Origin of the sequence: Nonomuraea sp. NPDC004580, assembly GCF_040609855.1 — a bacterium.
GTDB lineage: Bacteria > Actinomycetota > Actinomycetes > Streptosporangiales > Streptosporangiaceae > Nonomuraea > Nonomuraea salmonea.
In genome coordinates this window covers 125,335-148,349 of record NZ_JBEXLH010000004.1, presented here as the reverse complement: position 1 = coordinate 148,349, position 23,015 = coordinate 125,335, and the positions used below count along the sequence as shown (strand labels likewise).

Sequence of the window (23,015 nt, the reverse complement as noted above, 5' to 3'; positions counted from 1 at the left end):
CCCGCCGGCCGGCACGTCCACCTTCCGCGGACGCGCGGACATCAACCAGTACCCGCCCCAACCGGTGGACCGGGAGTACCACGACGGGACGCCGGCGGTTGCCCGATACTGGGGAAATGACCGGATGGCAGGGCCCTGCACGCCTGGCGGGATCGTACGAAACCGGCTGAGGTCGGCCTGCCGGACGAGGGAGGCCGGCACGCGCCGGGCCTGCGGCGTGAGGAGCTCGCCCAGCTCACCGGCTTGTCCGTCGACTACATCGTGCGGCTCGAACAGGGCAGGGCGACGAATCCGTCTCCCCAGGTACTGTCCGCGCTGGCTCGGGCGTTGCGGCTGACGGCGGCGGAGCGTGAGCACCTCTTCGTACTCGCCGGTCAGGCGGTGCCGGGCCCCGGGCAGATCTCCGACCATGTGCCGGCCGGTGTCCAGCGCCTGCTGGACCGGCTGACCGGCACCCCGCTGAGCGTGTACGACGCCGCATGGAACCTCATCACATGGAACCGGTTGTGGGCACTGCTGTTCGGCGACCCGCCCGCGGCACGCGGCTTCGCGAGGAACGCGGTGTGGTGGTCCTTCGTGGAACCGCCTGCCGGCTACCCGCAGGCCGTGAGCAGAGAGACAGGCCACCGCGCCGCCTTCGTCTCCGACCTGAGAGCGGCGTCGGCCCGCTACCCGAAGGACGCCGGACTGGCCGCACTGATCGACGAGCTCCGTACCCGAAGCGGCGACTTCACGGCGCTGTGGGACTCCGGCGTGGTAGGCGTGCACGAACCCCTGACCAAGACGGTCCGTCACGCCGGCGTCGGCGAACTCACCCTCGACTGCGACATCCTCGCGGCGCTCGGCGCCGACCTGCGGATCATGGCCTTCAGCGTGGCGGAGGGCAGCGAAACCGCCGAACGCCTGCGCCTCATGGAGGTCGTCGGCGTCCAGCTCTGACGAACGTCGCCGCGTCCGGAACGGGCACGGGTGTCGCTGTTCACCCCCATGAGGCTGGAGATCATGAGGCTGGAGATCCAGCCCACCGCGCAAGGACGCTGGATCGTCTGCACGGCGGACCAGCCACGCTGACCGGCAGCATCAGTCCGAGGCCCAGCGGCGAGCCACTGCTCGCGCTGGGCCTCCGCCTCGGCCAGAGCCTTCCGGTCAGCTGCCCTGTCCCGGTGCCGGCGCGCCCTTGCCCTCGTCCTCCTCGCGGGCGGTCGTGCCGAGATGCCTGTCGCGGAGGTCCTGCTGGAACGCGGCGATGAGATCGGGGTGACCGTAGAGACCGGCGTACTGCGGGACGGTGCTCTCGGTGGTGGGGTCGAGCATGGAACCGACGGCGGCGAGTTCGAACAGGAGGGGGATGACGCCGATGCCCCGTTCGGTGAGCGAGTAGCGGCCTTGTTTTCCTCGGGGTACGTGCTCCTTGGTGAGCATGCCGGTCTGGACGAGGTCCGCGAGTCGCTTGGAGAGCGTCGGAGGGGTGATGCCTTCTCCGGATCGGGTGAGCAGTTCGCGGAAGGTGCGGTAGTCGCAGAATGCGATATCGCGAAGGATGATCAGGCTCCACGGATCGCCGAGCAGTTCGACGCCGCGGTTGATCGGGCACTTCGATCGGGGCGTGTTGATCATGCCCACCTCCGACTGGTAGTAGCGCATTGGTACTACTATCGTCTACTCTACGGCTAGTACGTTTCCTTTACCACTTGAGGAGTGGGAATGAGCCGCAGAGTCATCGCCAACGTGGTCATGACGATCGATGGGCGAACGACAGGGCCGGCGGGAGCCGGAGACATGTCGGCGATCGCGCCTCACGGCGTCAGCGACGAAGCGCGGGAGAGGCTCGTCGGCATGACGCAGGCGACCACGGCATTGCTGGGGAGGGTGAACTACCAGGGGTTCGCCGGCTGGTGGCCGCACGTCGCGACGATGGCGGATGCCGACCCGCGCGACCGCGCGTTCGCGAAGTGGCTGAACTCGGTCGAGAAGATCGTGTTCTCCACGTCCCTCTCGGCGGCGGATTGGAGCAACGCGAGGATCGTCGACGCCGATCCGGCGGATCTGGTCTCCGAGCTCAAGCAGGAGCCGGGCGGAGACATCCGGGTGCTCAGCAGCGCGTCGATCATCCGACAACTGCTCGCAGCCGACCTCGTGGATCGCCTCGAGCTCACTCTCTCCCCCGAGATCGTCGGTGCCGGCGGCGAGCAGTTGTTCGATTCCTCCGCTGCCCTCCGATCGTCATGGGAGATCGTGCAGCAGACCCGGACCGGGTCCGGTGCCGCGATCCTCGTCCTTGATCGCGTGCCGGCCGCTGGTCGCGGTGTGGCCACCGGCGAGGAAGCGGAAGGGACAACCGTCATCGAGAACCTCCCGGAGCGCCGGGTTCTCCGCATGCGGGAGACCGTGCCGATCGAACGGCTCACCGAGTTTCAGGGCAGGGCTCTCGCGGCGATCTGGGCCGCACTCAAGGCTGACGGGAGGACCTCGCCCGAGCATCCCTACATGCGGTGCCACCACGAGACGGACACGACGATGGACGTCGAGGTCGGCCTTCCCCTCGATGAGCCCGGAGACCTCGAGGAAAGGTCGGATCCGCTCTCCGCGGGGACGCTGCCAGGCGGGCCGGCGCTCGTACACACCCATTACGGCAACCATGCCACGCTCGGCGAGGCCTATGCCGCGGTCTCGGCTGCGGACACCGCGGGATTGGTCCGCGTCGGCCCGCCCTGGGAGGTGTATGAGTGGTGCGACTTCCTGACCGAACCGAACCCCGCGACATGGCCTCAGCCGGACAACTGGACGACATTGCTGGTGCAGCCCCTTGATCAGGGTGGATTCCCGGATGCCTGACCCGACCTCGTCGGCGGAGATCGTCGCCTGCCTCAAGGCGCTCGCGGATCCGGCCGACAAGGCGAAGACGGCGAAACGGATCCCCTCAGAGCAGGTGATCGGCGTGCGAATGCGGGCAGTGTTCGATCTTGCGAAGCAGTCGATGAGAGTCCCATTGGCCGACGTACGCACACTGTTGCGGAGCGACTGGTACGAGGCGCGACTGGTGGCAGTCAGCATCCTCGACTTCCGGGCGAGGGCCAAGCGGCTCTCCGACGACGAGCGCCGGGCGTTGTTCGACCTGTACCTCGCGGAGCACCAGTACATCGACAGCTGGGATCTCGTGGACCGGGCAGCCCCGCGCGTCATCGGGACCTATCTGATCGGCCGGGATCATGCGCCGCTGTTCACGCTCGCCGGGTCCGCCTCCGTATGGGAGAGGCGCACAGCGATCACCGCCGCCTTCCAGCTCATCCGTGCGGGTGACCTCGACACCCCCATCCGCCTCATCGACATGCTGCTCGAGGATCCGGAGCACTTCGTACAGACGTCCGTCGGGACAGCGCTTCGCGAGCTGCATCGTGCCTCGCCCGAGACGACCCGGGATTTCCTTGCACGCAACGGCGAGCGGCTCAGCAGCACGACCCGGCGACTGATGCGCGACAGCCGAGCCGCGTCACCACGCTCCGGCGCATGAGACGACGCCGGCGGCGATGGTGCGGATGGATTCTCCGCGTGCGCGGCGGGCGAGGATGGCGGCGCGTTTGTCGTCGTCGACGACGGGGTGCCGTCCCCGACCCGGCCGCGTTCGCGGGCGGCCTCCAGCCCGCTCCTTGGTCTTGCGGGTGATGTCGTGGCGGCGGTCTCCGGCCCGCCCTAGCAAGATGAGTCTCTTCGATAACGGCTGTCCGCTGGTTCCTCAACGGCGGTGGTGCCCAGCACGGAGCCGGTACCTGGTCCGTCTCCCCTTGTGCACGTGAAGACGCGGAAGAGGATGGTGTCGGCTACGTGGCGATGTGCTCCGGACGGACGCCCATGCCGATGAAACGTCCCAGGACGTGGCGCAGCGGCGGCAGCGTTCGGAACGCTGTGAAGATCGGGGGCGCGTGCTGGGTGGTGTCGTCGCCCAGGTCTTTGGGATAGAGGTCGCGCAGGATGCCGAGCTGGAAGGCCTGGGTGATCCTCGCAGCGCGTTCTCTTCGTGCTTGCACCCGGGCCAGGTCGGCGTCTTGTGGTTCGCCGCCCCGGCCGAGAAGCGGGCCCAGCAGGTTGGCGGTGGCCACCGCGTCCTGCACGGCCAGGTTGATGCCCACGCCGCCCGCGGGCGACATGGCGTGGGCGGCGTCACCGATGCACAGCAGTCCTGGCCGGTGCCAGCGTGTCAGCCGGTCCACCCGGACGCTCAGGTGGTGCACCGCCTCCCAGCCTTGGAGGTGTTCCACCCGGTCGCGCAGGGCGGGCGCCAGGTGCGCCACCCGCTCCTGGAACGCGGGCAGCCCCGCGGCCCTGAGCTCCCCGAAGGCGTCCGCCGGGATCGCGTAGGCCATCTGCCAGTAGTCGCCACGGTCGATGGAGATCAGTGCCCCCTTGCCGCCCTGGAAGAAGGGCACTCGGTCCTGTGGGCGGCGGGGCAGGTGGAACCACAGCACGTCCATGGGGGGCGAGGAGCTGACGGGGGTGAGGCCGGCGCTGGCTCGTACGGTGGAGTGGCGGCCGTCGGCCCCGATCACCAGGTCGGCCCGCACCTCCACGGGGCCGTCCTCGGTGTCGGCCAGGACGCCGGTCACCCGCCCCTGGTCGGTGAGCAGTTCCGTGGCCCGGGTACGGCGCAGCAGCCGGAAGGACGGATACGCGGTGGCCTTGCCGGCCAGAAAGTCCAGCACGTCCCACTGCGGCATGAACGCGATGTAGGGGCAGCGCACCTTTAACCGGCTGAAGTCGGCGAAGGTGACGCCCCGGCCGCCCATGTTGACCGACACCTGCGGCATCTTGGTGTGCGGCAGGTTCAGGAACTCCTCGATCCAGCCCAGCTCGGCGATCAGTTCCAGGGTGGAGGGATGGACGGTGTCGCCGCGGAAGTCACGCAGGAAGTCCGCGTGCTTCTCCAGCACGATCACCTCCACGCCCTGACGGGCCAGCAGCAGCCCGGCCATCATGCCCGCGGGGCCGCCCCCGACGACACAACACTGTGCGCGCATCTCATCCTTTTTCCGGAAAAAGCAGCCCGACCAGGGCCGCAACGTTGACGGGGGTGCCCAGCCGCCGGTTGACGGCGACGGTGGCGAACAGGGTTCTGGCGGCCGTGACGGTGTCGTGCGGGCGTAGCTCGCCGGCATCGATACGTTCGAGAAGGAAGTCGCCGATGAGCCGCTGGCCCTCACCGGCCAGCGCCGCCAGCGGCGCGCGGGCCTGGGCGGAGCTGAAGAACACGGCCATCAGCTCGGCGTTGTCGGCCAGCAGCCGATCGAACGCCTCCAGCAGCTCGGCCAGCACCACGACAGCCGGCCGGGTGTCATGGTGTACCCGCAGCTCCCGCAGCCGTGGCAGGAAGCCCCGCTCGGACAGCAGCGTCTCCACCAGCGCCTCCTTGCTGTCGAAGTAGCGATACAGCAGGCCCGGTGTCACCTCGGCGGCCTGGGCCACATCCTTGACCGTGGCCCCGTCCACACCCTTGTCGGCGAACACCCGCAAGGCCGCGTCCAGCAGTTGCTCCCGGCGCCATGCCGCCTGCTCGCTTCGAGTCCTGGCCACTACCCACCTCATTGAGTAAACGTTTATTCAACATATCACGCGAGTCGTCCTGTCCCACGACACCGGGCGCTCGCGCGTTCGCGGGGTCACCCTCTCGGGCGCGGCCTCGGGCCAGGATCAGCCACATGCTCGAGGGCCAGGGACGTGAACGGGCACGGAGCCACCGTGGTCGTCTAGCTCGCCGACGTTCGGTGGGCCGGGGCCTTCCTGGAGGATTCCGACGCGCAGGCCTCGGTCGTCACCTTCGTGGCCGAGCAGCTCGGCATCGTGAATCTGTTGCGTGAGGAGGCACACCGAGCGGACCAGGACGCGCTTCGACCATCAGCGGGAGATCCGGTGGTCGTAGGCTTCACGTGCCTTGAGCAGTTGGGGAAGATGGTTCTGTGCCCAGACGCGGCAGGCCGCGATCGGTTCGAGCAGCGTGCGGCCCAGCGGTGTCAGCTCGTACTCGACCCGGGGTGGGATCTCCAGGTAGGCGGTGCGGGTGATCAGCCCGTCGCGTTCGAGCGCGCGCAGTGTTTCGGTGAGCACCTTCGGCGTGATCCCGCGGAGCGGGGTGCGGATTTCAGTGAACCGGCGAGGGCCGTGCTCAAGGCAGATGAGGACCATCGCTGACCATTTCTCACCGATTCGGATCGGCATGACGCTGGATGGGCAGGCTGGGTCGAACATCTCAGGGTCGAGTGGCACAGTCACTATCCTGACGCTAAGTCAGTACCGTTGAAGTAACAAGTACCTCATGGATACCGTTTCGGAGCAGCGGCGGGTGACCTTGCCCGCCGGGCAGAACGGAGTATCCAGATGAGCAAGATCGTTGTTTTCGGTGCCGGTGGCAGGGCCGGCCGCGCGGCGGTCGCCGAGGCTCGCATGCGCGGCCACCAGGTCACCGCGGTGGTCCGTGATCCGGCCAAGTACGGCGACCTGGCTGCCGATGAGGTGGCGATCGTGGCGGGTGATGTCACGGACGTGGACAGCGTCGCCGCGGTCGCCGTCGGCCACCATGCTGCGATCAGCGCCGTCTATGACGTCGAAGCGTCGCCCGACAGCTTCTATGTCGGCGCGGCCACGGCCTTGCTGGACGGATTGTCCCGTGCCGGAGTCGGCCGGTTGCTGGTGGTCGGTCTCGGCACCCTCCTGGAGACCGAACCAGGGGTGCGGCTCATGGACACGGACGAATTCCCGCCCGAGTATCGGCCGTTCTCCGAGGGCCATGCCGCGGGACTGCAGGTTCTGCGCTCCACCGCAGGCAGCCTCGATTGGGTGTACGCCAGCCCCACCGGAAATTTCGACCACGACGGTCCACGAGTCGGCCACTACCGGACGGGTGGCCCTGCGGGCACCGGCCTCATCTCCTACGCCGACTTCGCCATCGCCCTGCTCGACGAAATCGACACCCCCAAGCACCACCGCACCCAGGTTGCCTTTACCAACTGATCCCACGGGCGACTCGGCGACCGACCAACGACTCAGCGGTGGCGGCACCCGGACGGACCCACCACGTCGAGCGAACACGCGATGAGTCAGGCCACGTCAGGAAACAGCCCCTTCCGCGAAGCAATCTGGCCGCATGCCGTCCTCCACGCCCAGCTCGGCCTCGCTCGGCCGCTCGGCCCGGCTCTGGATCGCGCCGACATCGCCGGCTGGATGACCGGCAAGGAGATCGACCGCGAGTGGCTGAACGGCAGCCACCCCTGCATGCCGATCCCTCCGAAGACGTGATGCTCGTGGTCAGGACACAGGCCCGGTGCCGCAGCCGCTCGGCATCGTGGTAGGCCTGCATCAACTCCGCGCTGCAAAGCCGGCCGCTCCTGATCGAGGCCGGCCTGCACCAACCCCGCGCGACGGAGCCGGCCTGCTCGGCACGGAGCCGGCCCGCATGGCCGCACGCGACAGAGGCGGCCACATCGCATCGAAGTCGGCCTGCGTAACCGCACGTGGGCCGGCCTGGCCGCTCTCGTGCCCGGCGTCCCCAGGAGCGGACCTCGTGTCCGACCCGGGCACCCGTCTATGACGACCGCAGTTCCGCCGCCACCGCTCGTTCGCGCAGTTGCGCGGCCTCGCCCCGTACCGTCTCCAGCTCCGCGCGCAAATCCTCCAGCCGTACCCGCTCCAGCCGCAGCTCCGCCTGCGCTCGGTCGCGCTCCTTGACCGCCGTGTCCGCGCGCGACCGCTCCCGCGACGTCAGCTTGCGCTCGCGCGTCAACGCCGCGGCGCCTTCCTCCTCCGACGCCGCCAGCCGCTCGGCCAGCTGCTCGGCTTCGGCTGTGGCTCGGGCGGCGTCCTTCAGCGCCACCGCCCGGTCCCGCTCGGCCTCGGCAGCGGCACGTTCCGCGGTGACGGCGCGCTCGGCCGCCCGTTCACGCTCCTGCACCGCCACCTCCTCCCGCGCCTTGGCGCCGGCGGCCTCCCGCTCGGCCTGCTCCCGCTCCCGTACGGCCGCCGCCGCCTCGTTCCGCGCCCGATCCCGCTCCTCACGCGCCGACGCCACATCCTCCTTCGCGCGTACGACCTCCGCCCGCGCCTCGTCCTTCACCCGCGCGACCTGCGCGTCCGCCTCCTGCCGCGCCCGCAGGACCTCGGCCTGAGCCTCCTCACGAGCTCGCTCGATCTCGGCCCGGGCTGCCTCCTGGGCTTGCGCGATTTCCGCCCGAGCGCGTTCCTCGGCCTGCTCGACCTCGGTTCGGGCGCGCTCCACGGCCTCGGCGGCCTGGGCCTGCACCTCGGCGATCTGGCGGTTGGCCAGCTCGACGCGTTCGGCGAGTTCCTGGACGGCCTGGTCCCTGGCCAGCGCGTTCAGCTCCGCCTCACGGACCGCCTCAGCGGCGCGCCGCTCGGCCAGCTCAGCCCGCCGCTTGGCCTCCTCGGCCGTCTGCAGCGCCTGCCGTTCGGTGCTGGCCGCCTCCCGCAACGCCGCGAGCGCCTGCTCCCGGGCCCGCTCGGCGTCACCCAGCGCGGTCTCCCGCTCGCTCTCAGCCTCCTCCAGCCGCTGCCGCATCTCCGCCGTCTGCCGACGGGCGTGCTCGGCCGCCTCACGTGCCAGGCGTACCTGTTCGAACGCCTGCTCACGTTCCGTACGCGCGATCGCCACCCGGGTATGCGCCTCGGCCTGCACCGCACTCAGCTTGGCCTCGACCCCGGCGGGGCTGAGCTCCTCGGCCAGCGCCTTGGCCAGCGGTTCGATGGCCGCCGTCAGCCCGCTTTCCATCCGGTCGTACAGCTGCTCGGCCCTGGCCAGCGCCCCCTCAAGCCCTGGGGTCGCCCGCCGCAGCTCCCGCTCCCGCTTGGCCGCCGCCTGACAGTCCTTCTCTGGACAGTACGCCTTCGGCCGCCCTCTCCCCCGCCGCTGCTCGATCGGCGATCCACAGTGCTTACAAGGCGTCACGACACTGGTCTCCGCAGTCACCGAATCAGCGTACCATTTTCGATTTTCCAGAAAATAAAAATCAGAAATAAAGATCTGTTGTGCGCAGGGAGCCCTCAAGCTACTTGCGAGAAGGCAGAATTCCCGCAAGTAGCTCTGGGTGAGCTTCCTGCTACGGTTCACACGAGCTTGATGTCTCTGTCCCCCAACGAGAGACGGCGGAGGCGAAGTGTCCTGTCTCACATGACCTGGCGTGTGTCTCAGCCATCTGGCGCGATTCGCCGTTCCGTCTCACCTGGTTGGCGTGGCCAGGCGCGTCGAGCTCACGGGCATAGTGGACTTGGCCACGCGCACCGTCACGGCGGACGTGCTACGACCAGCCACCACGTCGGTGGATGCGGCGCTACTGCTGGCGCGAACGGTCACCCCCGAGCCGATGGGTCCAGGCTGGTCCCAGGCGCTGTCCATGGAGCGTTCGGTGCTGCCCTATGAGCGCCTGCTGAAGCTGGATGAGCGCCTGGAGTACGCCGCGGCGCGGCGTGATCGTCCCGGAGACGATCGTCTGTGACGAGGGCAAGGTGTTCATCTCGGCAAACTTCCGCACGGCCTGCCGCATGCTAGGGATGAACGTGCAGCCGGGCACCCGCCTGATGCAGGGCGCGGAAACGGCGTAGGTTCATCCAGGACTCCTGATCCAGGATCATGAAAGTTGTCATCCTTCGGGTTGTCTGCTTGGCCTGCCGACAATCCGAAGGATGATCAACTCTGTGGCGAGGAACGGGTCAACTCGCCGGAGCCTCACCTACATATGAGGTCGTACGACCACCGTCATGCGAGGTCGCACGCGGACGCCTGGCGGCGATTGTGGGCGGTTGGGCTCCTCCTCATGATCGAAGAATGTCGTGATCGGTCGCTATGCTGTCGCCTCGCTTGTCGAGGAGGAGACGCATGAGTCCGGTCACGCCCGAGATGATCAACTACTACATACAGCTCCTGAAGGATCTGGAACAGGTGAAGGATGGCAGCACCAGCGCGCTGTTCTGGATGGTCGTGCGAGGCAGTGAGGGCCCCCTCACGGTCGCCGATGTCGCTCGCCGGCTGGGCGCTAACCCCAACACGGCGGGTCTCCGAACGGTGCTGGAACCGGCGGAACATGCCGTGTTGGAACAGAGCGACCACGGCGTGATCGTGCTGGCGGCCAACGTCTATATCGACGGTCCCGACATATGGGCCCGTTTGACCGAGAACGCGCAGGCGTGGGGCTTCTGGTATCTGATCAACGCCGCGAACAGGTTGTTCTACGCGGCTGATGGGCAGCTCGTCACGGAGGTGGACACCCTTTATCCCGAGGCTTCAGAGTGCTGGGGCCCAAATCCCCGTGCTCTGGATTCTTACCTGGGGGCCCTGCGCGCTCTTGCCGATCAGAAGCGGACAGACGACCACGCCGGTGTGACACCCTCCGCTCCTTACCCTGAGTGGGAGACCGCGCTGGCGACCGTGGAAGCGATGACCGGCGTGCGCTTGGACGTCGACCGATTCGCCCGGGGACAACAGTGGGTCCGCCCTCTCGGAGGCCGGTTGGATGTGATCTCCACAGAGTAAGAGTAGTAGTGGGGGGAGCACTCAGCCCGGGCGAAGTCGGGCAGGAGGGTGTTGGCCGTCGGATTTCTCCTGGCCGTCCACCGGGAACCAGCTGGCCACGTATCTGGACCGACATGGCCGCCAGCCAGGGTTTTCTCGTGACCGCTCACACCCGACAGGGGCGTCGAGGCGTGCGCGTCTCTGGCCGGGTTGCGCGCGGCGGGCCAGGCATTCAACACCAAGGAGCCCGCCAGGCAGTCTCATGAGATGGACGTCTGGTTTCCCAGCACCATTCCGTGATCACACGCCAACTGGTTTGAGACATTCAGCCAGGCACGCCATGATCGTTGAGACATTCACATTCATGTTGTCTCAAATCAGTTGGCGCGCCGCAGGTCAGCGGCCCGGTCTATGCCACCTCATTTGAAACAGGACACGAAGTCTCATCGGGGTGGAGGAACCTCAGGAACAGCCATTAGGCCCGGCGCGTTCGTCGCCGCGGCGATCTCGCCGAGAGGCCGCGAGTGCGCCTGCGGCGCTCTGCCGGTCGGGGTCGCCCTTGGCGCGGGTTCGGGGATCACCGGCGGGCTCCTATGTGACAGGGAACGTGTTGCCTTCGACCCTGGAGGCACGAGTCGGAACCGCTGGCCGGAATGAGGGAAGGATCTTGTATGTGACAGGGAAGTGACCTCCCTGTCGCATCGGGCACGGCACGTGGCGGATGTTCAGTCGTCGGCGCCACTACAGCCCGCCACCTGGAGACGTCTGTGAGGAAGCCGTCCCGGGCGTGGGCCGAGTTCACGGCTCTAGGCGAGTGAGGTCGAGCCGGGCCAGCCGGTCGGGGTCGGACAGGATGTCGATGGTGGAGATCGTGCCGTCTGCGATGGTGAAGCTCATGACGGAGATGAGCCGGTCATCGATGGTGTTGACCAGGCCGGCGAGTCCGTTGACGCGCGCCGGGTGGGTGGTGGCGCTGGTGGCCATGCGCTGGAAGGTGGCGAGTTGCCCGGCCACGGCCGCGACGCCGCGCAGGACCTTCATGCCGCCGGTGAGCACCCCGCCGTCGGCGCGCAGCACCACGTCGGGGTCGAGAATGGATACCAGCGCGGCGAGGTCGCCGCCGCGGGCGGCGGCCAGGAACGCGTCCACCACGCGGCGCTGATCGGCTGGATCGGGGTCGGGGTTCGGGATCGCGCCGCGGACGCGCTGACGGGCGCGGCTGGCGAGCTTCTTGGCCGTCCCGGGGGTGCGGTCCACGATGGGCGCGATCTGCTCGAACGGCAGGCCGAACATGTCATGGAGCACGAACGCCAGCCGTTCGGCCGGGGTCAGGGACTCCAGCACGACCAGCAGTGCCAGGCCCACCGAGTCGGCCAGCAGCACCTCCTGCTCCGGGTCGGCGGCATCCGCAAGGCTGACCACCGGATCGGGCAGGCGCTCCTCCAGCGATTCCTCACGCCGGGACTTACGGGCACGCAGCATGTCCAGGCACACCCGGCCGACCACGGTGGTCAGCCACCCACCGAGATTGTCGATGTCGCCCGAGTCCGAGCGCGCCAGCCGCAGCCATGCCTCCTGGACCGCGTCCTCGGCCTCGCTCAGCGAGCCGAGCATGCGGTAGGCAACCGCCTTCAGATGGGGACGGTGCCCCTGGAACTGGTCGGCCAGAAAGTCATGGGGCGTCACGGTTGTCTTCCTCTCATCTCAGTCACGTCAAAGCGCTGACGCATCGAACCAAGAAAAGGTGACCGCGTACGCGCCCGGTCACCTAATACTCCAGTGACACTTCGCGATCTTGAGGGGTCGGGGTCACATGGCGACGGCCACCGCGTGATCATTCGTGGTTTGTGAGGACTACAAAAGATCGTGCGGTGGCCGCGAGCCACAGCGTAGACCCTGACGGCTGGATGGTCATCTTCAATGAGCTGATGGCCCGGATCGCCGGCCGGTTCGGCCGCGTCGAGCCCCGCCGGGCCGCGACCGCGTACGTGCGCGGACTGCTGGCCGACCTCGACCGCAAGAACTGCTGGAACCTCGCCGAACACGCTGGGCTGGCCGGTCCCCAGAGGCTGCAGCGGTTGCTGCGTACCGCCCGATGGGATGCCGACGCCGTGCGCGATGACGTGCGTGCCTTGGTCGTCGACCGGCTCGGCCCGGACGGCGTGCTGATCGTGGATGAGACCGGGTTCGTCAAGAAGGGCACCGGCTCTGCTGGAGTGCAGCGGCAATACAGCGGCACCGCTGGCCGGATCGAGAACTGCCAGGTCGGGGTGTTCCTGGCCTACGCCACCCCGGCCGGGCGGGCGCTGCTGGACCGGCGGCTCTACCTGCCCGAGCACACCTGGCTGGCCGACCCCGGCCGTTGCCAGGCCGCCGGTGTCCCAGATGAGACGGCCTTCGCCACCAAGCCCGCCCTGGCCACGGCGATGCTCCTGGCCGCCCTGGAGGCCGGCGTGCAAGCGGCCTGGGCAACCGGCGATGAGGTCTACGGCCAGGACCCGCGCCTGCGTGCCGCCCTGGAAGCCCGCCGGACGGGCTACGTGCTGGCCATCGCCGGTAACCGGCGCGTCGAACTGGACGGCGTCGCCCTGAGCGCGACCGAGGTCGCAGGCCGGGTGGCCGATCGGCACTGGCACCGCTACCGCGCCGGCCAGGGCGCCAAGGGCCCACGCTGGTACGCCTGGGCCTGGGCCCGCATCGACGAAGGCCAGGCCGACGGTTATCGATGGCTGCTGATCCGACGCAACCTGACCACCGGCGAGCTGGCCTTCTACCGCTGCTACGCCCCCGACCGGCAGCCACTCATGACCCTGGTCAAGATCGCGGGTATCCGGTGGGCGGTGGAGGAATCCTTCCAAGCCGCCAAGGGCCAGGTCGGCCTGGACCACTACCAAGTGCGCGGCTGGACGCCCTGGCACCGGCACATCACTCTGGCCATGCTCGCCCTGGCCCTGCTGGCCGCCATCGCCGCCGCCCAGCCACCCAGCACCACCGACGACCGCATCCCGCTGACGCTGCCCGAGATCCGCCGGCTCCTGGCCGCACTCGTCCTGACCCGGCACCCCTCGACCGCGCACGTTCTGCGCTGGTCAGACTGGCGTCGCCGCCACCAAGCAGCAGCCCGACGCTGCCACTACCAGCGCAGACCCGAACCATGATCTCGAAGTGTCACTGGAGTACTAATCCGTGGACCGTTCGTCATGTCGGCGACCAACACTCCTGACGAAGGGTTGTTGCTGACGATGAGCAGGAGGAACGTCGGCCTACGCGACTGGCAAGAGTCGCTGATCAGGTAGTCGGTGTTGTCTTCGCGGTGGTGTCTGTTGTTACTTTCTGTGGTCGCCGGGGGCGTGCTTGCTCCAGGGTGAGTGGTGGCCGAGCATCGTTGCGATCAACGGCGCGGGGGCTTGCAGCACGAGTTCGCCTCGGCGCCTGCGCAGCGGGACGGGAGGTCATGGCACGGAGATCCGGTCAGCCAGGGGCGATACGACTCAGGTGTTCCCAGGACCGGTACAGATCCGCTTGGGCCTGGTCCATTTCCAGAACGTGGTCGAAGGACTGGCTGCCGACGATCAGTCGGCGGGGTGGGTCCGGCAGTGCGACCAGTTTCATGATGACCGGAGCGGCGGTGGCTGGCTCAGGGCTGACGGCTTCGCCCCACATCGCCTCCATCTCGGTGCGCAGAGGCTGGTAGTGCGCCAGGGGTTCGGTGGTCGTGGTGCCGGTGGTGAACAGGCCGGTCTCGTAGCCGCCCATCTGCACGATGGTGACCTTGACCCCGAACTCCTCGACCTCCATCGCCAGGGCCTCGCTGACCGAATCCAGCGCGGCCTTGCCTGCGCCGTAGAAGCCGACTGTGGCCATGCCGCCGCCACTGCCCATTGAGGTGACCTGGAGGAGCCGTCCTCCGCCTTGAGCGCGCAGGTGGGGAAGGACCGCCTGGGCCACCCACACGGCGCCGAAGAAGTTGACGTCCAGGTGAGCCCGGATTTGTTCCTCCGTGGCTTCCTCCACCATGCCGTAAAGCATGGTGCCGGCGTTGTTGACGACGACGTCCAGTTTGCCGAACGCGGCCGCCGCCCGTTCCACCCCGTCGAGCACGGCCCGGCGGTCGGTGACGTCCAGCGAGAGCGGGACCAGGTGGCCGGGGTACTTCTCGGCCAGTTCGGTCAGGGGATCAACGTTGCGGGCGGCGCCCACCACGCGGTCTCCGGCTGCGAGGGCGGCCTCGGTGAAGGCTCGGCCCAGGCCTCGGGAGGCTCCGGTGATGAGCCACACTCTGGCGTTCGTCACGATATCTCACTCTCAGTAAACAATACGGTTCGTCTCGATTCGTTTCGACTCTAGGACATCGCCCTCGACTAATCAATACGGACCGTCTCGTTTTGTTCTGGGGTATCCTGGCAGCATGCCGAACGAGCAAGGGCCGGACCACTCCCGACGCAAGGAGCGGTCCCGCCAGGCGATCCTCGCGGCCACCCGCGCCCTGGTCGCGGAGGAGCCCTACGAGAAGGTCACGGTCGAGGCCATCGCTGCCCGTGCCGGCGTCGGCAAGCAGACGATCTACCGGCGCTGGCCGACGAAGAGCGCCGTCGTCTTCGCCGCTTTCCTGGCCCTGAGCGAGGACGCGGACGGTCAGTCGATCGCGCTGCCCGACACCGGGGATCTCGAAGCCGACCTCAAGCTCGTCATGCGCGCCACGGCCGAAGAGTTCGCCGACCCGGCCCTGGACAGGCTGATCCGGGCACTCAACACCGAGATCTCCAACGATGCCGCGCTGGCCGCCGAGTACCGCGAGAAGCTGTCCCAGCCGTTGGAGGAGGCGAAGAAGGCACGCTTGCGCAGCGCCCAAGAGGCCGGCCAGCTCGCCGCCGACGCCGACCTCGATCTGGCACTCGAAGTGCTCTACGCCCCCCTCTTCCAGCGGTGGCTGCACCGCAGCGGTCCGCTGACCGCCGCATACGCCGACGCGCTCGTCGACGCGACCCTCAGAGCTTTCGCCCCTGAACAGGAGTGAATCCACACCCGTACAGCAAGGCCCGTCAGCTCCTGACTCCTGAACGCCCATCATCTGACTTCGGGGAAGGACCCTTCCCGCCCCGGCCGCCCTTGACCACAAACCCAGGTCAGGTGTCGTTGAACTCCGCCAGCCCGGCACCGCGCAGCATGTTGTCCCAGCTTTCCAGGCGTTCAGGGCGTCCGCTTGGGTGCCGCGGAGATGGTGGTCTCTGACGAACCCGGCCTACGTCCTGCCCGACGGGCTCAAGGGCATCGGCGCCATCTTCAAGGCCATCGGCCACGGCGACATCAGCCACGAGCTGCAGGAGATCCTCGCGCTGCGCACCAGCCAGATCAACGGCTGCTCGGCCTGCGTCCACGCCCACAACCAGAGCCTCGTCAAGGCCGGGGAGAGCGTCGAGCGGATCGCGGCCGTGGCCGCCTGGCGGGAGGCGCCCTTCTACACCGACGCCGAGCGCGCCGCGCTGGAGCTGACCGAGGCCGTCACCCGGCTGTCCGATCGCTCCGGCGAGGCGGTCAGCGAGACGAACGTGTTCGGCGTCATCGAGGTCACCAACGCGATGCTGCCGCTGCTGCGCCGCTCGCCCGCGGGCCGGATCGTCAACGTCTCCAGCGAGCGCGGCTCCATCGGGCGCGCCCTGAACCAGGACCATCCGCTGTGGCCGAGGCTCAACCTGGCGTACTGCTCCGCCAAGACCGCGCTGAACATGATCACCGTGTCCTACGCCAAGGAGCTGTGGCACACCCCGATCAAGGTCAACGCGGTTGACCCCGGATGGGTCAGGACCGACATCAACCAGGGCGCCGGCATCAAGAGCGCCGAGCAGGGCGCCGCGCCGATCCTCGTCATGGCGTTCCTGGACGCCGACGGCCCCACCGCCGCCTTTGTTCAGGACGAAGGCCCTCTCCCCTGGTGAACCCCTGAGGAGACGCCCTGTCCCCGGGGCCGCGCCGGTCACCTTTCGCCCGCGCCGACCGTCATGCCGGCGACCAGCACTCACTCAAGAAAGGTTCTGACAATGAGCAGGACGAATATTCACGGAACGGCGGCGGACGGCTTCGAGCCGGTACGCGAGGAGTTCGCCGCGGTGGTGGCCGAGCAGGACGGCCAGGTGGGCGCGCAGCTGGCCGTCCACGTGCATGGCCGCCAGGTGGTGGACCTGTGGGCTGGGGACGAAGTCGGCGGCGACACGCTGACCGGGGTCTACTCCTCCACCAAGGGCGCCGCGACGCTCGTGGCGGCGCTGCTGGTCCAGGAGGGGGCTCTCGATCTCGACGAGCCGGTGGCCCGGCACTGGCCGGAGTTCGCCGCCGCCGGCAAGGACGGGATCACGCTGCGGGACGTGCTGACCCACCGCTCCGGCGTGATCGGCGTCGACGGCGGGCTGTCGGCGGCCGAGCTGGCCGACGACGCGGTGATCGCGCGTCGCCTGGCCGGGCAGCGGCCGTACTGGCGGCCGGGATCGGCCTACGGCTATGGCGGGTTCGTCTCGTTCGCCATGGTGAACGAGGTGATCCGGCGGGCGACCGGGCAGTCGCTGCAGCAGGTCTACGACGAGCGGATCCGGGTGCCGTACGGGCTGGACCTCTACCTGGGGCTGCCCGAGGCCGAGGAGGGCCGGTTCCGGCCGATCCAGTGGTGGACGGCCACGCCGGAGCAGGAGGCCGCGTTCTGGTCGAGCGTGCCGGGTCCGCACAGCATCCTCGGCATCGGCTACGGGCTCAACAGCACGCCGCCGCTGGATCAGGTGGCCTTCGCCAACGACCGCGCCGTCCACGCGAACGGCCCGGCCTCGGCCGGTGGGGTGGGCAGCGCGCGCGGCCTGGCCGCCCTGTACGCGGCGGCCGTCTGGGGCGTCGGCGGACATCCTCCGCTGCTCAAGCCGGACACCGTCGGTGAGTTCTCGATGCTGCACGCCACCGGCCACGATCTGGTCCGCGGCGAGCAGGGCAACTACGCGCTCGGGTTCCAGGCCAAGGGCCTGCGTTACCCGTTCCTCAGCGCCGGCGCCTTCGGCCATGACGGCTCGGCCGGCTCCGAGTCCTTCGCCGACCCCCTCAGCGGCATCGCCTTCGGCTACACACGGCGCCGCTTCGGCTTCGGCTGGTCCTACCCCGAGCACGACCGGCTCGCCGCCGCGGTCCACCGCGCCGCCACCGCCGCCTGAGGAGCCTTCAGATGAGTCCGCACACCTCGCCTCGTCCTGAACGAAGCGGCCTGGCGCTGCTGGTGATAGCCGCCGCGCAGCTGCTGATGGTAATGGACGGCACCATCGTGACCGTGGGCCTGCCCGTCATCGGAACCGGGCTCGGCATCACCGAGACCGACCTGGACTGGGTGCTCACCTCCTACGCCCTGGCCTTCGGCGGCCTGCTGCTGGCCGGCGGCCGCGCCGGCGACCTGTTCGGCCGCCGCAGGCTGTTCCGTGCCGGGCTGGTCGTCTTCCTGGCCGCCTCCCTGCTGGGCGGCCTGGCCGGCAGTGGAACCGTGCTGATCGCCGCCCGGGTCCTGCAGGGCGTCGGCGCCGCGATCGTCGCCCCGGCCGCGCTGTCCCTGCTCGCCGACACCTTCCCCGCCGGGCCGGAACGCAATAAGGCGCTCGGCGTCTACGGCGCCACGGGCGGCCTGGGCTCGGTCATCGGCCTGCTGCTGGGCGGCGCGCTCACCGAGTACCTGGGCTGGCGCTGGATCATGTTCGTCAACATCCCCATCGCGCTCCTGGTCCTGGCCGGAACATCCGCCCTGGTGCCCGGCACCCGCGAGCGCGGCGGCATCGACCTGCCCGGCGCCGCCGCGGTGACCCTCGGCCTCGGTTCGCTGGTGTACGCGATCAACCGGGCCGGCTCGCACGGCGTCGGCGACGGGCTCACCCTGACCTTCGGCGCGGCCGCCGTCGCGCTGCTCGTGGCGTTCGCGCTCATCCAGCGCACCGCGCGCAGCCCGATGCTGCCCGCAGGCGTCCTGGCCGACCGCGGCCGGCTCGGCGCCAACCTGGTCATGCTGCTCATGGGCGCCGGGCAACTGGCCACCTTCTACTTCCTCACCCTCTACATGCAGACGATCAAGCAGTACTCGCCCATGATCACCGGGCTGGCCTACCTGCCGTTCGCCATCGGCATCGGTCTCGGCTCCGGCCTCATCGGCCCCCAGTTGCAGGCCCGCACCTCCACCCGGACCGTCCTGGCGACCGGGATGGCGGTGGCCGCCGCGGCGATGGGCTGGCTCAGCCTGCTGACCCCGGACCAGAACCCCCTGCTCGTGCTGCTGCCCGCCCAGCTCGTCGGCGGCATCGGCCTGGGCATCGGCTTCGTCGCGGCCACCATCGGCGGCGTCCAGGGCGTCGCGCCACGCGACTCCGGCATCGCCTCCGGCCTGGTCAACACCAGCCAGCAGATCGGCGGCGCCCTCGGCCTGGCCGTCCTGGCCGGTATCGCCGTCGCCGCCACCACGGGCCAACCGGCAGGCACCCCCCTGCACGACGCGCTCACCGGCGGCTACACCGCCGGTCTGCTCGGAGCGGGCGGCTTCTACCTGGCCGCGATCCTTACCGCCGTCCTGCTCCTGCGCCCCCGGCCCGCGAACCGCGACAGCGAACGCACGCCGGAAACGCTCGGCAGCACGTCCAGATGAACAGATCGCCTCACCGGTCACCTTCGCCCCGTGCGATCCGTCAGAGCAGCGAAACACCGTTCAGAAAGGAACCCTCCACCATGACCACCACCGAGTCGCGCCTGCCCAACCCCGCCGTGCTCGTCCCCGAGCTCAAGGACATCGGCGGCGCCCTGTACAGGGCGACCGGCAACGGCACGATCCCGCAGACCACCATCGGCCTGGTACAGCTGCGCGCCGGCCAGATCGCCGGCAACACGTACCTGACCGTCCTGCACACCGGCAACCTCCGCAAGGCCGGCGCCACCGAGCAGAGCATCACCGCTGTGGCCTCCTGGCGGGACGCGCCCTGCTTCACCGACGCCGAACGCATCGCGCTGGAACTGGTCGAAGCCGTGCTCACCCCGAACCCGTCCGGCGAGCGCGTCCCCGACGAGCTGTACGCCCGGGCGTCCGAGCAGTACGACGACAGGGCCCTGGCCACGCTCATCATGGCGATCGGCCAGGTCTGCTTCTTCCTCCCTCTGGCCCTCATCGGCAAGCCGCTTCCCGGTGTGTCGCCGGCGGAGCAGTGGAGACCGTAACGCCCGCAACGCCCAGGGCGAGGACACGGCGACCCGTGCCTCGCCCTGCCCGGGGCCAGATCAGGGCCGAGTCCAAGCGACGGACCCGTTGAAGTCGCCCCACCCATTGGTGGCGCGCGTCCCAGTGGTCAGGCCGCCCTCCAGCATCGCAGTGTCGATCCACCACAGCTGGGTGTCGGAGATGTCGGCGTGCCGGGGCGCGAGCTGATACCCGCACATCGCGAGCATGCCATGGACCAGGTCGCTGTAGCTGCCCGTGTCGTTCACCACCACCTCGGGCTGCTCCGCGGCGTCCAGCCGGTGGATGGCGTCCAGAATGTACAGCGAGTCGCGCAGCGTGCCGGACACCACCAGCCCGCCCTAGCCCATCACCTTGTCCGGGACGACGTTCAACCAGGTGGCGCCCTTCGGCCTCTTCCCGACCCCGAAATACAGAGGCGATGGACGGGCATATAACGACCCGACCGGGACAACGAACCGCCGGGATTAGGCCGACGTTGCACGAGCGAGCCACCGTCAGCGCGGCCAGGGTGATGTCGAGGTCATCGCGGCGCACGTGCGAGCCGGTGATATGGGTGAAGGAGTCGAACATGCCGGTGCGGGCGTGCGCCTCCAGCAGCAGCTCGGGATACTCGATGCGGGGCAGCATCGCGGCCACCTCCCGATAGGCGCCGTCCAGCAGGTCGGCCGGCTCACGCAGATGCACGGCCGGATCGGCGTCCAGCCCGAGCGCGGTCAGCACCGCCGCCCGCTCGCGCACCCACGGCCGTTCCTCGAGCAGCCGGGCGCGCGGGTGGCCCCACTTGTCGGCACCGACCGCGTAGACGTCGCGCCGTCGCAGGGCCGCGTGCAGGACCGTGCCGAAGCAGTCGAGGAGTTCCACCCGCCATTCAAGATCGCCGTCGTCCTCGGTGCTGGGCAGCGGCAGCAGCTCCAGCACCGTCTCCACCGCGGCCGCCGGCTGCTGCCGGGAGATCACCTGCTCGATATGGTCCGGCCGGCCCGGGCCAGCAGCACCGTCGACAGCAGCAGGTCGAACAGCAGCAGCGCGTCATCGACCGCGGTGCCCTCCATCTGCCGCACCGTGGCTAGCAGGGTGGCCAGGCGGCGGTCCTTCTCCAGCTGTTCGATCCGGAACGCCTTGGCCGTCATCCCGAAGCGGGCCAGCTCGGCCAGCTTCACCGGTGCCACCGCGGTACAGTCCGCCGCCCCGGTGCCCAGCCCCAGTACGTACGAGGCGCGATCCTGCACCTGCTCCATCGCGGTGCCCGACAGCTTGGTCACCGCCGTACGCATCCACTCCAGAGTGGAGACCCTCTTGCCGTCCGGCACCTGCAGGGTTGCGACCAGCTCGGCCCTCATCGGCGGCGGCGCAGCCTCGGCCGGGCCACGATTGATCGCCTCCAGCTCAGCCCGGCGCACCTCAGTGACCAGCCGGGACAAGGTGCTGATACCCGGCAACAGCACCCGAACGGTGATCAGCCACAGCACCGCCCGGTAGAACAGCTCCCGGCGCGAGTCCCGGCTCTTGCGCACCCGGGAGGCGATGAACCTCGCCACCTCCCCCTCGGCGGCGGAGAACTCGCGACAACCCAGCATGGTCCGGATCTTCGAGGCGTGCTCGTACGGCGTCTGCGGGCGATCGCTGTACGACTTCGCCACCGACACGCGTCCTCGAGTGCGGGGCCGCGTCGACGGGATGCGCCGCTGTGGCGCGTCGTGCCGCCGCCTGCGCCCCGAGTTCACCCGCGATCCGCTCGTGCTTACGATTCACTTGCGTATCTTATTGCGTTGACTTATGGTGTCCACCATTAGATACAGCCGCGTACTCTAAAGCCCTCTTCGAGAAACGGAACGTGCTGATGGCCGACCACAGCTTGACCAGGAAGTCCCCGAGCGTGAGCACCACGGGGATGCGGCGGATCCTGCCGGTGGACATGGTGGAGCGGGGGCGTGGCCCGTTCGATCCGCCGCCGGGCCTGCGGGGGGAGGGCACGGTCCGGCCGTTGGGTCTGCTGAATGGCGCGCGGGCGTGGCTGGTGACGGGGTTCGAGGAGGCCCGTACGGTGTTGTCGGACGCGCGTTTCAGCGCCGACAAGGTACGTCATCGGGACGCGACGTCGCTGCAGCCGCACGAGGTGGCCGAGATGGAGGCGGCGGAGCCGCCGAGGGCAGCGGTGGCGGAGCGCGAGGACGGGCTCTTCATCTTCATGGACCCGCCTGAGCACACCCGGTTGCGGCGGTTGCTGACGGGTCAGTTCACGGTGCGGCGGATGCGGGAGCTGGAGTCGCGGGTGACGGAGATCGCGGTCGAGCACATCGAGGCGATGAGGGCGGCGGGCACGGAGGCCGATCTGGTGCCGGCGTTCGCGCTGCCGCTGCCGTCGCTGGTCATCTGCGAGTTGCTGGGCGTGGACTACGCCGACCGTGCGGAGTTCCAGGAGCGTACGGCGGTCGGGCTGAACGCGAACTCGACCCCGGAGGAGCAGGCCGCGGCGCGCGCCGAGCTGTATGCGTTCATGCGGCGGCTGGTGGCCGGCAAGCGCTCGGACCCCGCCGATGACCTGCTGTCCGGGCTCATCCACGACGCCGACCCGCCCCTGACGGACGCGCAGCTGGTCGATGTCGCACTCGTCCTGCTCAACGCGGGCCATGAGACCACGGCGAACATGCTGGGTCTGGGTACGTTCGCGCTGCTGGAGCATCCCGACCAGCTCGCGGCGCTGCGTGCCGATCCGGGCCTGATCGACAACACGGTGGAGGAGCTGCTGCGGTTCCTGTCGATCATCCAGCTCGGGGTCAGCCGGGTCACCACGGCGCCGGTGACGCTGGGCGGGGTGGACATCCCGGCTGGCGCGACCGTCGTGATCGCCACGCCCGAGGCCAACAGGGACCCGCGGCATTGGCCCGATCCCGACGCGTTCGACCTGCACCGCTCGCGTACTCCGCACCTGGCCTTCGGGCATGGGGTTCACCAGTGCCTGGGTCAGCAGCTGGCCCGGATCGAGATGCGGATAGGCCTGGGCGAACTGATCTCCCGCCTGCCGGATCTGCGCCTGGCGGTGCCGGCCGAGCAGGTGCCGGTACGCGACGAGATGCTCATCTTCGGCGTGCATTCCCTGCCGGTCACCTGGTCCTGAGACAGCGGTGAAGGGCGGCCATCAGCGACGGCAGGGGCCGGGATGCCGATGGTCACGAGCATCAGTGCTTCGCTGATCGTCCGGAGAGCCTCGATGCTGTCAGCCCAATCTCCGTGACACTGAGGTCTCGGCCCGGACCTCCAATAGCTACGGCG

General features: G+C 69.0%; 24 protein-coding genes. 15 read left to right on the top strand and 9 right to left on the bottom strand.

The features are described from left to right. The first annotated feature begins 135 nt into the window (after positions 1-135). Positions 136-939, top strand: a complete 804-nt coding sequence (locus ABZW11_RS07810; protein WP_355414058.1) for a helix-turn-helix transcriptional regulator — start codon at positions 136-138, stop codon at positions 937-939. 207 nt (positions 940-1,146) lie between these two features. On the opposite strand, the gene ABZW11_RS07805 is transcribed toward ABZW11_RS07810, so the two are convergent. After that, positions 1,147-1,644, bottom strand: a complete 498-nt coding sequence (locus ABZW11_RS07805; RefSeq protein WP_355413826.1) for a helix-turn-helix domain-containing protein — start codon at positions 1,642-1,644, stop codon at positions 1,147-1,149. 60 nt (positions 1,645-1,704) lie between these two features. Here ABZW11_RS07805 and ABZW11_RS07800 point away from each other — a divergent pair, with 60 nt between their 5' ends. Both ABZW11_RS07800 and ABZW11_RS07795 read left to right on the top strand, forming a co-directional pair. Beyond that, positions 1,705-2,835 (top strand): dihydrofolate reductase family protein, encoded by a 1,131-nt coding sequence (locus ABZW11_RS07800; protein ID WP_355413824.1) that lies wholly within the window; start codon positions 1,705-1,707, stop codon positions 2,833-2,835. Continuing rightward, on the top strand, positions 2,828-3,511 hold the full coding sequence (locus tag ABZW11_RS07795) for a DNA alkylation repair protein (protein WP_355413822.1): 684 nt from the start codon (positions 2,828-2,830) through the stop codon (positions 3,509-3,511). Before ABZW11_RS07800 ends, ABZW11_RS07795 begins: the two co-directional genes overlap by 8 nt. Before the next feature lie 307 nt (positions 3,512-3,818). Here ABZW11_RS07795 and ABZW11_RS07790 read toward each other — a convergent pair whose 3' ends face one another. The 3 genes from ABZW11_RS07790 to ABZW11_RS07780 form a co-directional block, all read right to left on the bottom strand. Beyond that, on the bottom strand, positions 3,819-5,012 hold the full coding sequence (locus ABZW11_RS07790; protein WP_355413820.1) for an FAD-dependent oxidoreductase: 1,194 nt from the start codon (positions 5,010-5,012) through the stop codon (positions 3,819-3,821). Position 5,013: 1 nt separating this feature from the next. Beyond that, complete coding sequence (locus ABZW11_RS07785) at positions 5,014-5,565, bottom strand: helix-turn-helix domain-containing protein (RefSeq protein ID WP_355413818.1); 552 nt, start codon at positions 5,563-5,565, stop codon at positions 5,014-5,016. A 321-nt stretch (positions 5,566-5,886) separates the two neighbouring features. Further along, positions 5,887-6,261 carry a helix-turn-helix domain-containing protein gene (locus tag ABZW11_RS07780; protein WP_355413816.1) on the bottom strand — a complete coding sequence of 125 codons (375 nt, stop codon included), beginning with the start codon at positions 6,259-6,261 and terminating at the stop codon, positions 5,887-5,889. Positions 6,262-6,366: 105 nt separating this feature from the next. On the opposite strand from ABZW11_RS07780, the gene ABZW11_RS07775 reads away from it, so the two are divergent. Together ABZW11_RS07775 and ABZW11_RS07770 are read left to right on the top strand one after the other, a co-directional pair. Further along, positions 6,367-6,999: an NAD(P)H-binding protein gene (locus tag ABZW11_RS07775; RefSeq protein ID WP_355413814.1), complete on the top strand. Its 633-nt coding sequence runs from the start codon at positions 6,367-6,369 to the stop codon at positions 6,997-6,999. Between the two features lie 81 nt (positions 7,000-7,080). Continuing rightward, the gene (locus tag ABZW11_RS07770) at positions 7,081-7,284 is read left to right on the top strand and encodes a hypothetical protein (protein ID WP_355413812.1); all 204 of its coding nucleotides are present in this window, start codon (positions 7,081-7,083) and stop codon (positions 7,282-7,284) included. A 286-nt stretch (positions 7,285-7,570) separates the two neighbouring features. On the opposite strand, the gene ABZW11_RS07765 is transcribed toward ABZW11_RS07770, so the two are convergent. Beyond that, a complete protein-coding gene (locus tag ABZW11_RS07765) occupies positions 7,571-8,947 on the bottom strand; it encodes a hypothetical protein (protein WP_355413810.1) in 1,377 nt (458 codons plus the stop codon). Positions 8,948-9,230: 283 nt separating this feature from the next. Between ABZW11_RS07765 and ABZW11_RS07760 the strand changes: the two genes are divergently transcribed. From ABZW11_RS07760 to ABZW11_RS07750, 3 genes are all read left to right on the top strand, one after another. Further along, positions 9,231-9,494, top strand: a complete 264-nt coding sequence (locus tag ABZW11_RS07760) for a hypothetical protein (RefSeq protein WP_355413808.1) — start codon at positions 9,231-9,233, stop codon at positions 9,492-9,494. Further along, the gene (locus tag ABZW11_RS07755) at positions 9,466-9,600 is read left to right on the top strand and encodes a hypothetical protein (protein WP_355413806.1); all 135 of its coding nucleotides are present in this window, start codon (positions 9,466-9,468) and stop codon (positions 9,598-9,600) included. Before ABZW11_RS07760 ends, ABZW11_RS07755 begins: the two co-directional genes overlap by 29 nt. 274 nt (positions 9,601-9,874) lie before the next feature. Further along, the gene (locus ABZW11_RS07750) at positions 9,875-10,528 is read left to right on the top strand and encodes a hypothetical protein (protein WP_355413804.1); all 654 of its coding nucleotides are present in this window, start codon (positions 9,875-9,877) and stop codon (positions 10,526-10,528) included. Between the two features lie 777 nt (positions 10,529-11,305). On the opposite strand, the gene sigJ is transcribed toward ABZW11_RS07750, so the two are convergent. Beyond that, positions 11,306-12,193: an RNA polymerase sigma factor SigJ gene (sigJ, locus tag ABZW11_RS07745; protein WP_355413802.1), complete on the bottom strand. Its 888-nt coding sequence runs from the start codon at positions 12,191-12,193 to the stop codon at positions 11,306-11,308. Positions 12,194-12,435: 242 nt separating this feature from the next. Between sigJ and ABZW11_RS07740 the strand changes: the two genes are divergently transcribed. Next, a complete protein-coding gene (locus ABZW11_RS07740) occupies positions 12,436-13,665 on the top strand; it encodes an IS701 family transposase (protein WP_355414056.1) in 1,230 nt (409 codons plus the stop codon). Between the two features lie 313 nt (positions 13,666-13,978). Here ABZW11_RS07740 and ABZW11_RS07735 read toward each other — a convergent pair whose 3' ends face one another. After that, positions 13,979-14,800, bottom strand: coding sequence for an SDR family NAD(P)-dependent oxidoreductase (locus tag ABZW11_RS07735; protein WP_355413800.1), 822 nt, complete (start codon positions 14,798-14,800; stop codon positions 13,979-13,981). Between the two features lie 115 nt (positions 14,801-14,915). Here ABZW11_RS07735 and ABZW11_RS07730 point away from each other — a divergent pair, with 115 nt between their 5' ends. The 5 genes from ABZW11_RS07730 (at position 14,916) to ABZW11_RS07710 (ending at position 19,720) form a co-directional block, all read left to right on the top strand. Beyond that, entirely contained in the window at positions 14,916-15,524 is a 609-nt protein-coding gene (locus tag ABZW11_RS07730; RefSeq protein WP_355413798.1) for a TetR/AcrR family transcriptional regulator, read from the top strand. Between the two features lie 190 nt (positions 15,525-15,714). After that, complete coding sequence (locus tag ABZW11_RS07725) at positions 15,715-16,443, top strand: SDR family NAD(P)-dependent oxidoreductase (protein ID WP_355413796.1); 729 nt, start codon at positions 15,715-15,717, stop codon at positions 16,441-16,443. A 102-nt stretch (positions 16,444-16,545) separates the two neighbouring features. Next, entirely contained in the window at positions 16,546-17,694 is a 1,149-nt protein-coding gene (locus ABZW11_RS07720; protein WP_355413794.1) for a serine hydrolase domain-containing protein, read from the top strand. Positions 17,695-17,705: 11 nt separating this feature from the next. Then, on the top strand, positions 17,706-19,157 hold the full coding sequence (locus ABZW11_RS07715; protein WP_355413792.1) for an MFS transporter: 1,452 nt from the start codon (positions 17,706-17,708) through the stop codon (positions 19,155-19,157). 80 nt (positions 19,158-19,237) lie between these two features. Continuing rightward, positions 19,238-19,720: a carboxymuconolactone decarboxylase family protein gene (locus ABZW11_RS07710; protein WP_355413790.1), complete on the top strand. Its 483-nt coding sequence runs from the start codon at positions 19,238-19,240 to the stop codon at positions 19,718-19,720. Positions 19,721-19,780: 60 nt separating this feature from the next. On the opposite strand, the gene ABZW11_RS07705 is transcribed toward ABZW11_RS07710, so the two are convergent. Further along, a complete protein-coding gene (locus ABZW11_RS07705; RefSeq protein WP_355413788.1) occupies positions 19,781-20,068 on the bottom strand; it encodes a Tn3 family transposase in 288 nt (95 codons plus the stop codon). A 627-nt stretch (positions 20,069-20,695) separates the two neighbouring features. Continuing rightward, the gene (locus tag ABZW11_RS07700) at positions 20,696-21,382 is read right to left on the bottom strand and encodes a DUF4158 domain-containing protein (RefSeq protein ID WP_355413786.1); all 687 of its coding nucleotides are present in this window, start codon (positions 21,380-21,382) and stop codon (positions 20,696-20,698) included. A 236-nt stretch (positions 21,383-21,618) separates the two neighbouring features. On the opposite strand from ABZW11_RS07700, the gene ABZW11_RS07695 reads away from it, so the two are divergent. Continuing rightward, the gene (locus ABZW11_RS07695) at positions 21,619-22,860 is read left to right on the top strand and encodes a cytochrome P450 (RefSeq protein ID WP_355413784.1); all 1,242 of its coding nucleotides are present in this window, start codon (positions 21,619-21,621) and stop codon (positions 22,858-22,860) included. Positions 22,861-23,015 lie beyond the last annotated feature (155 nt).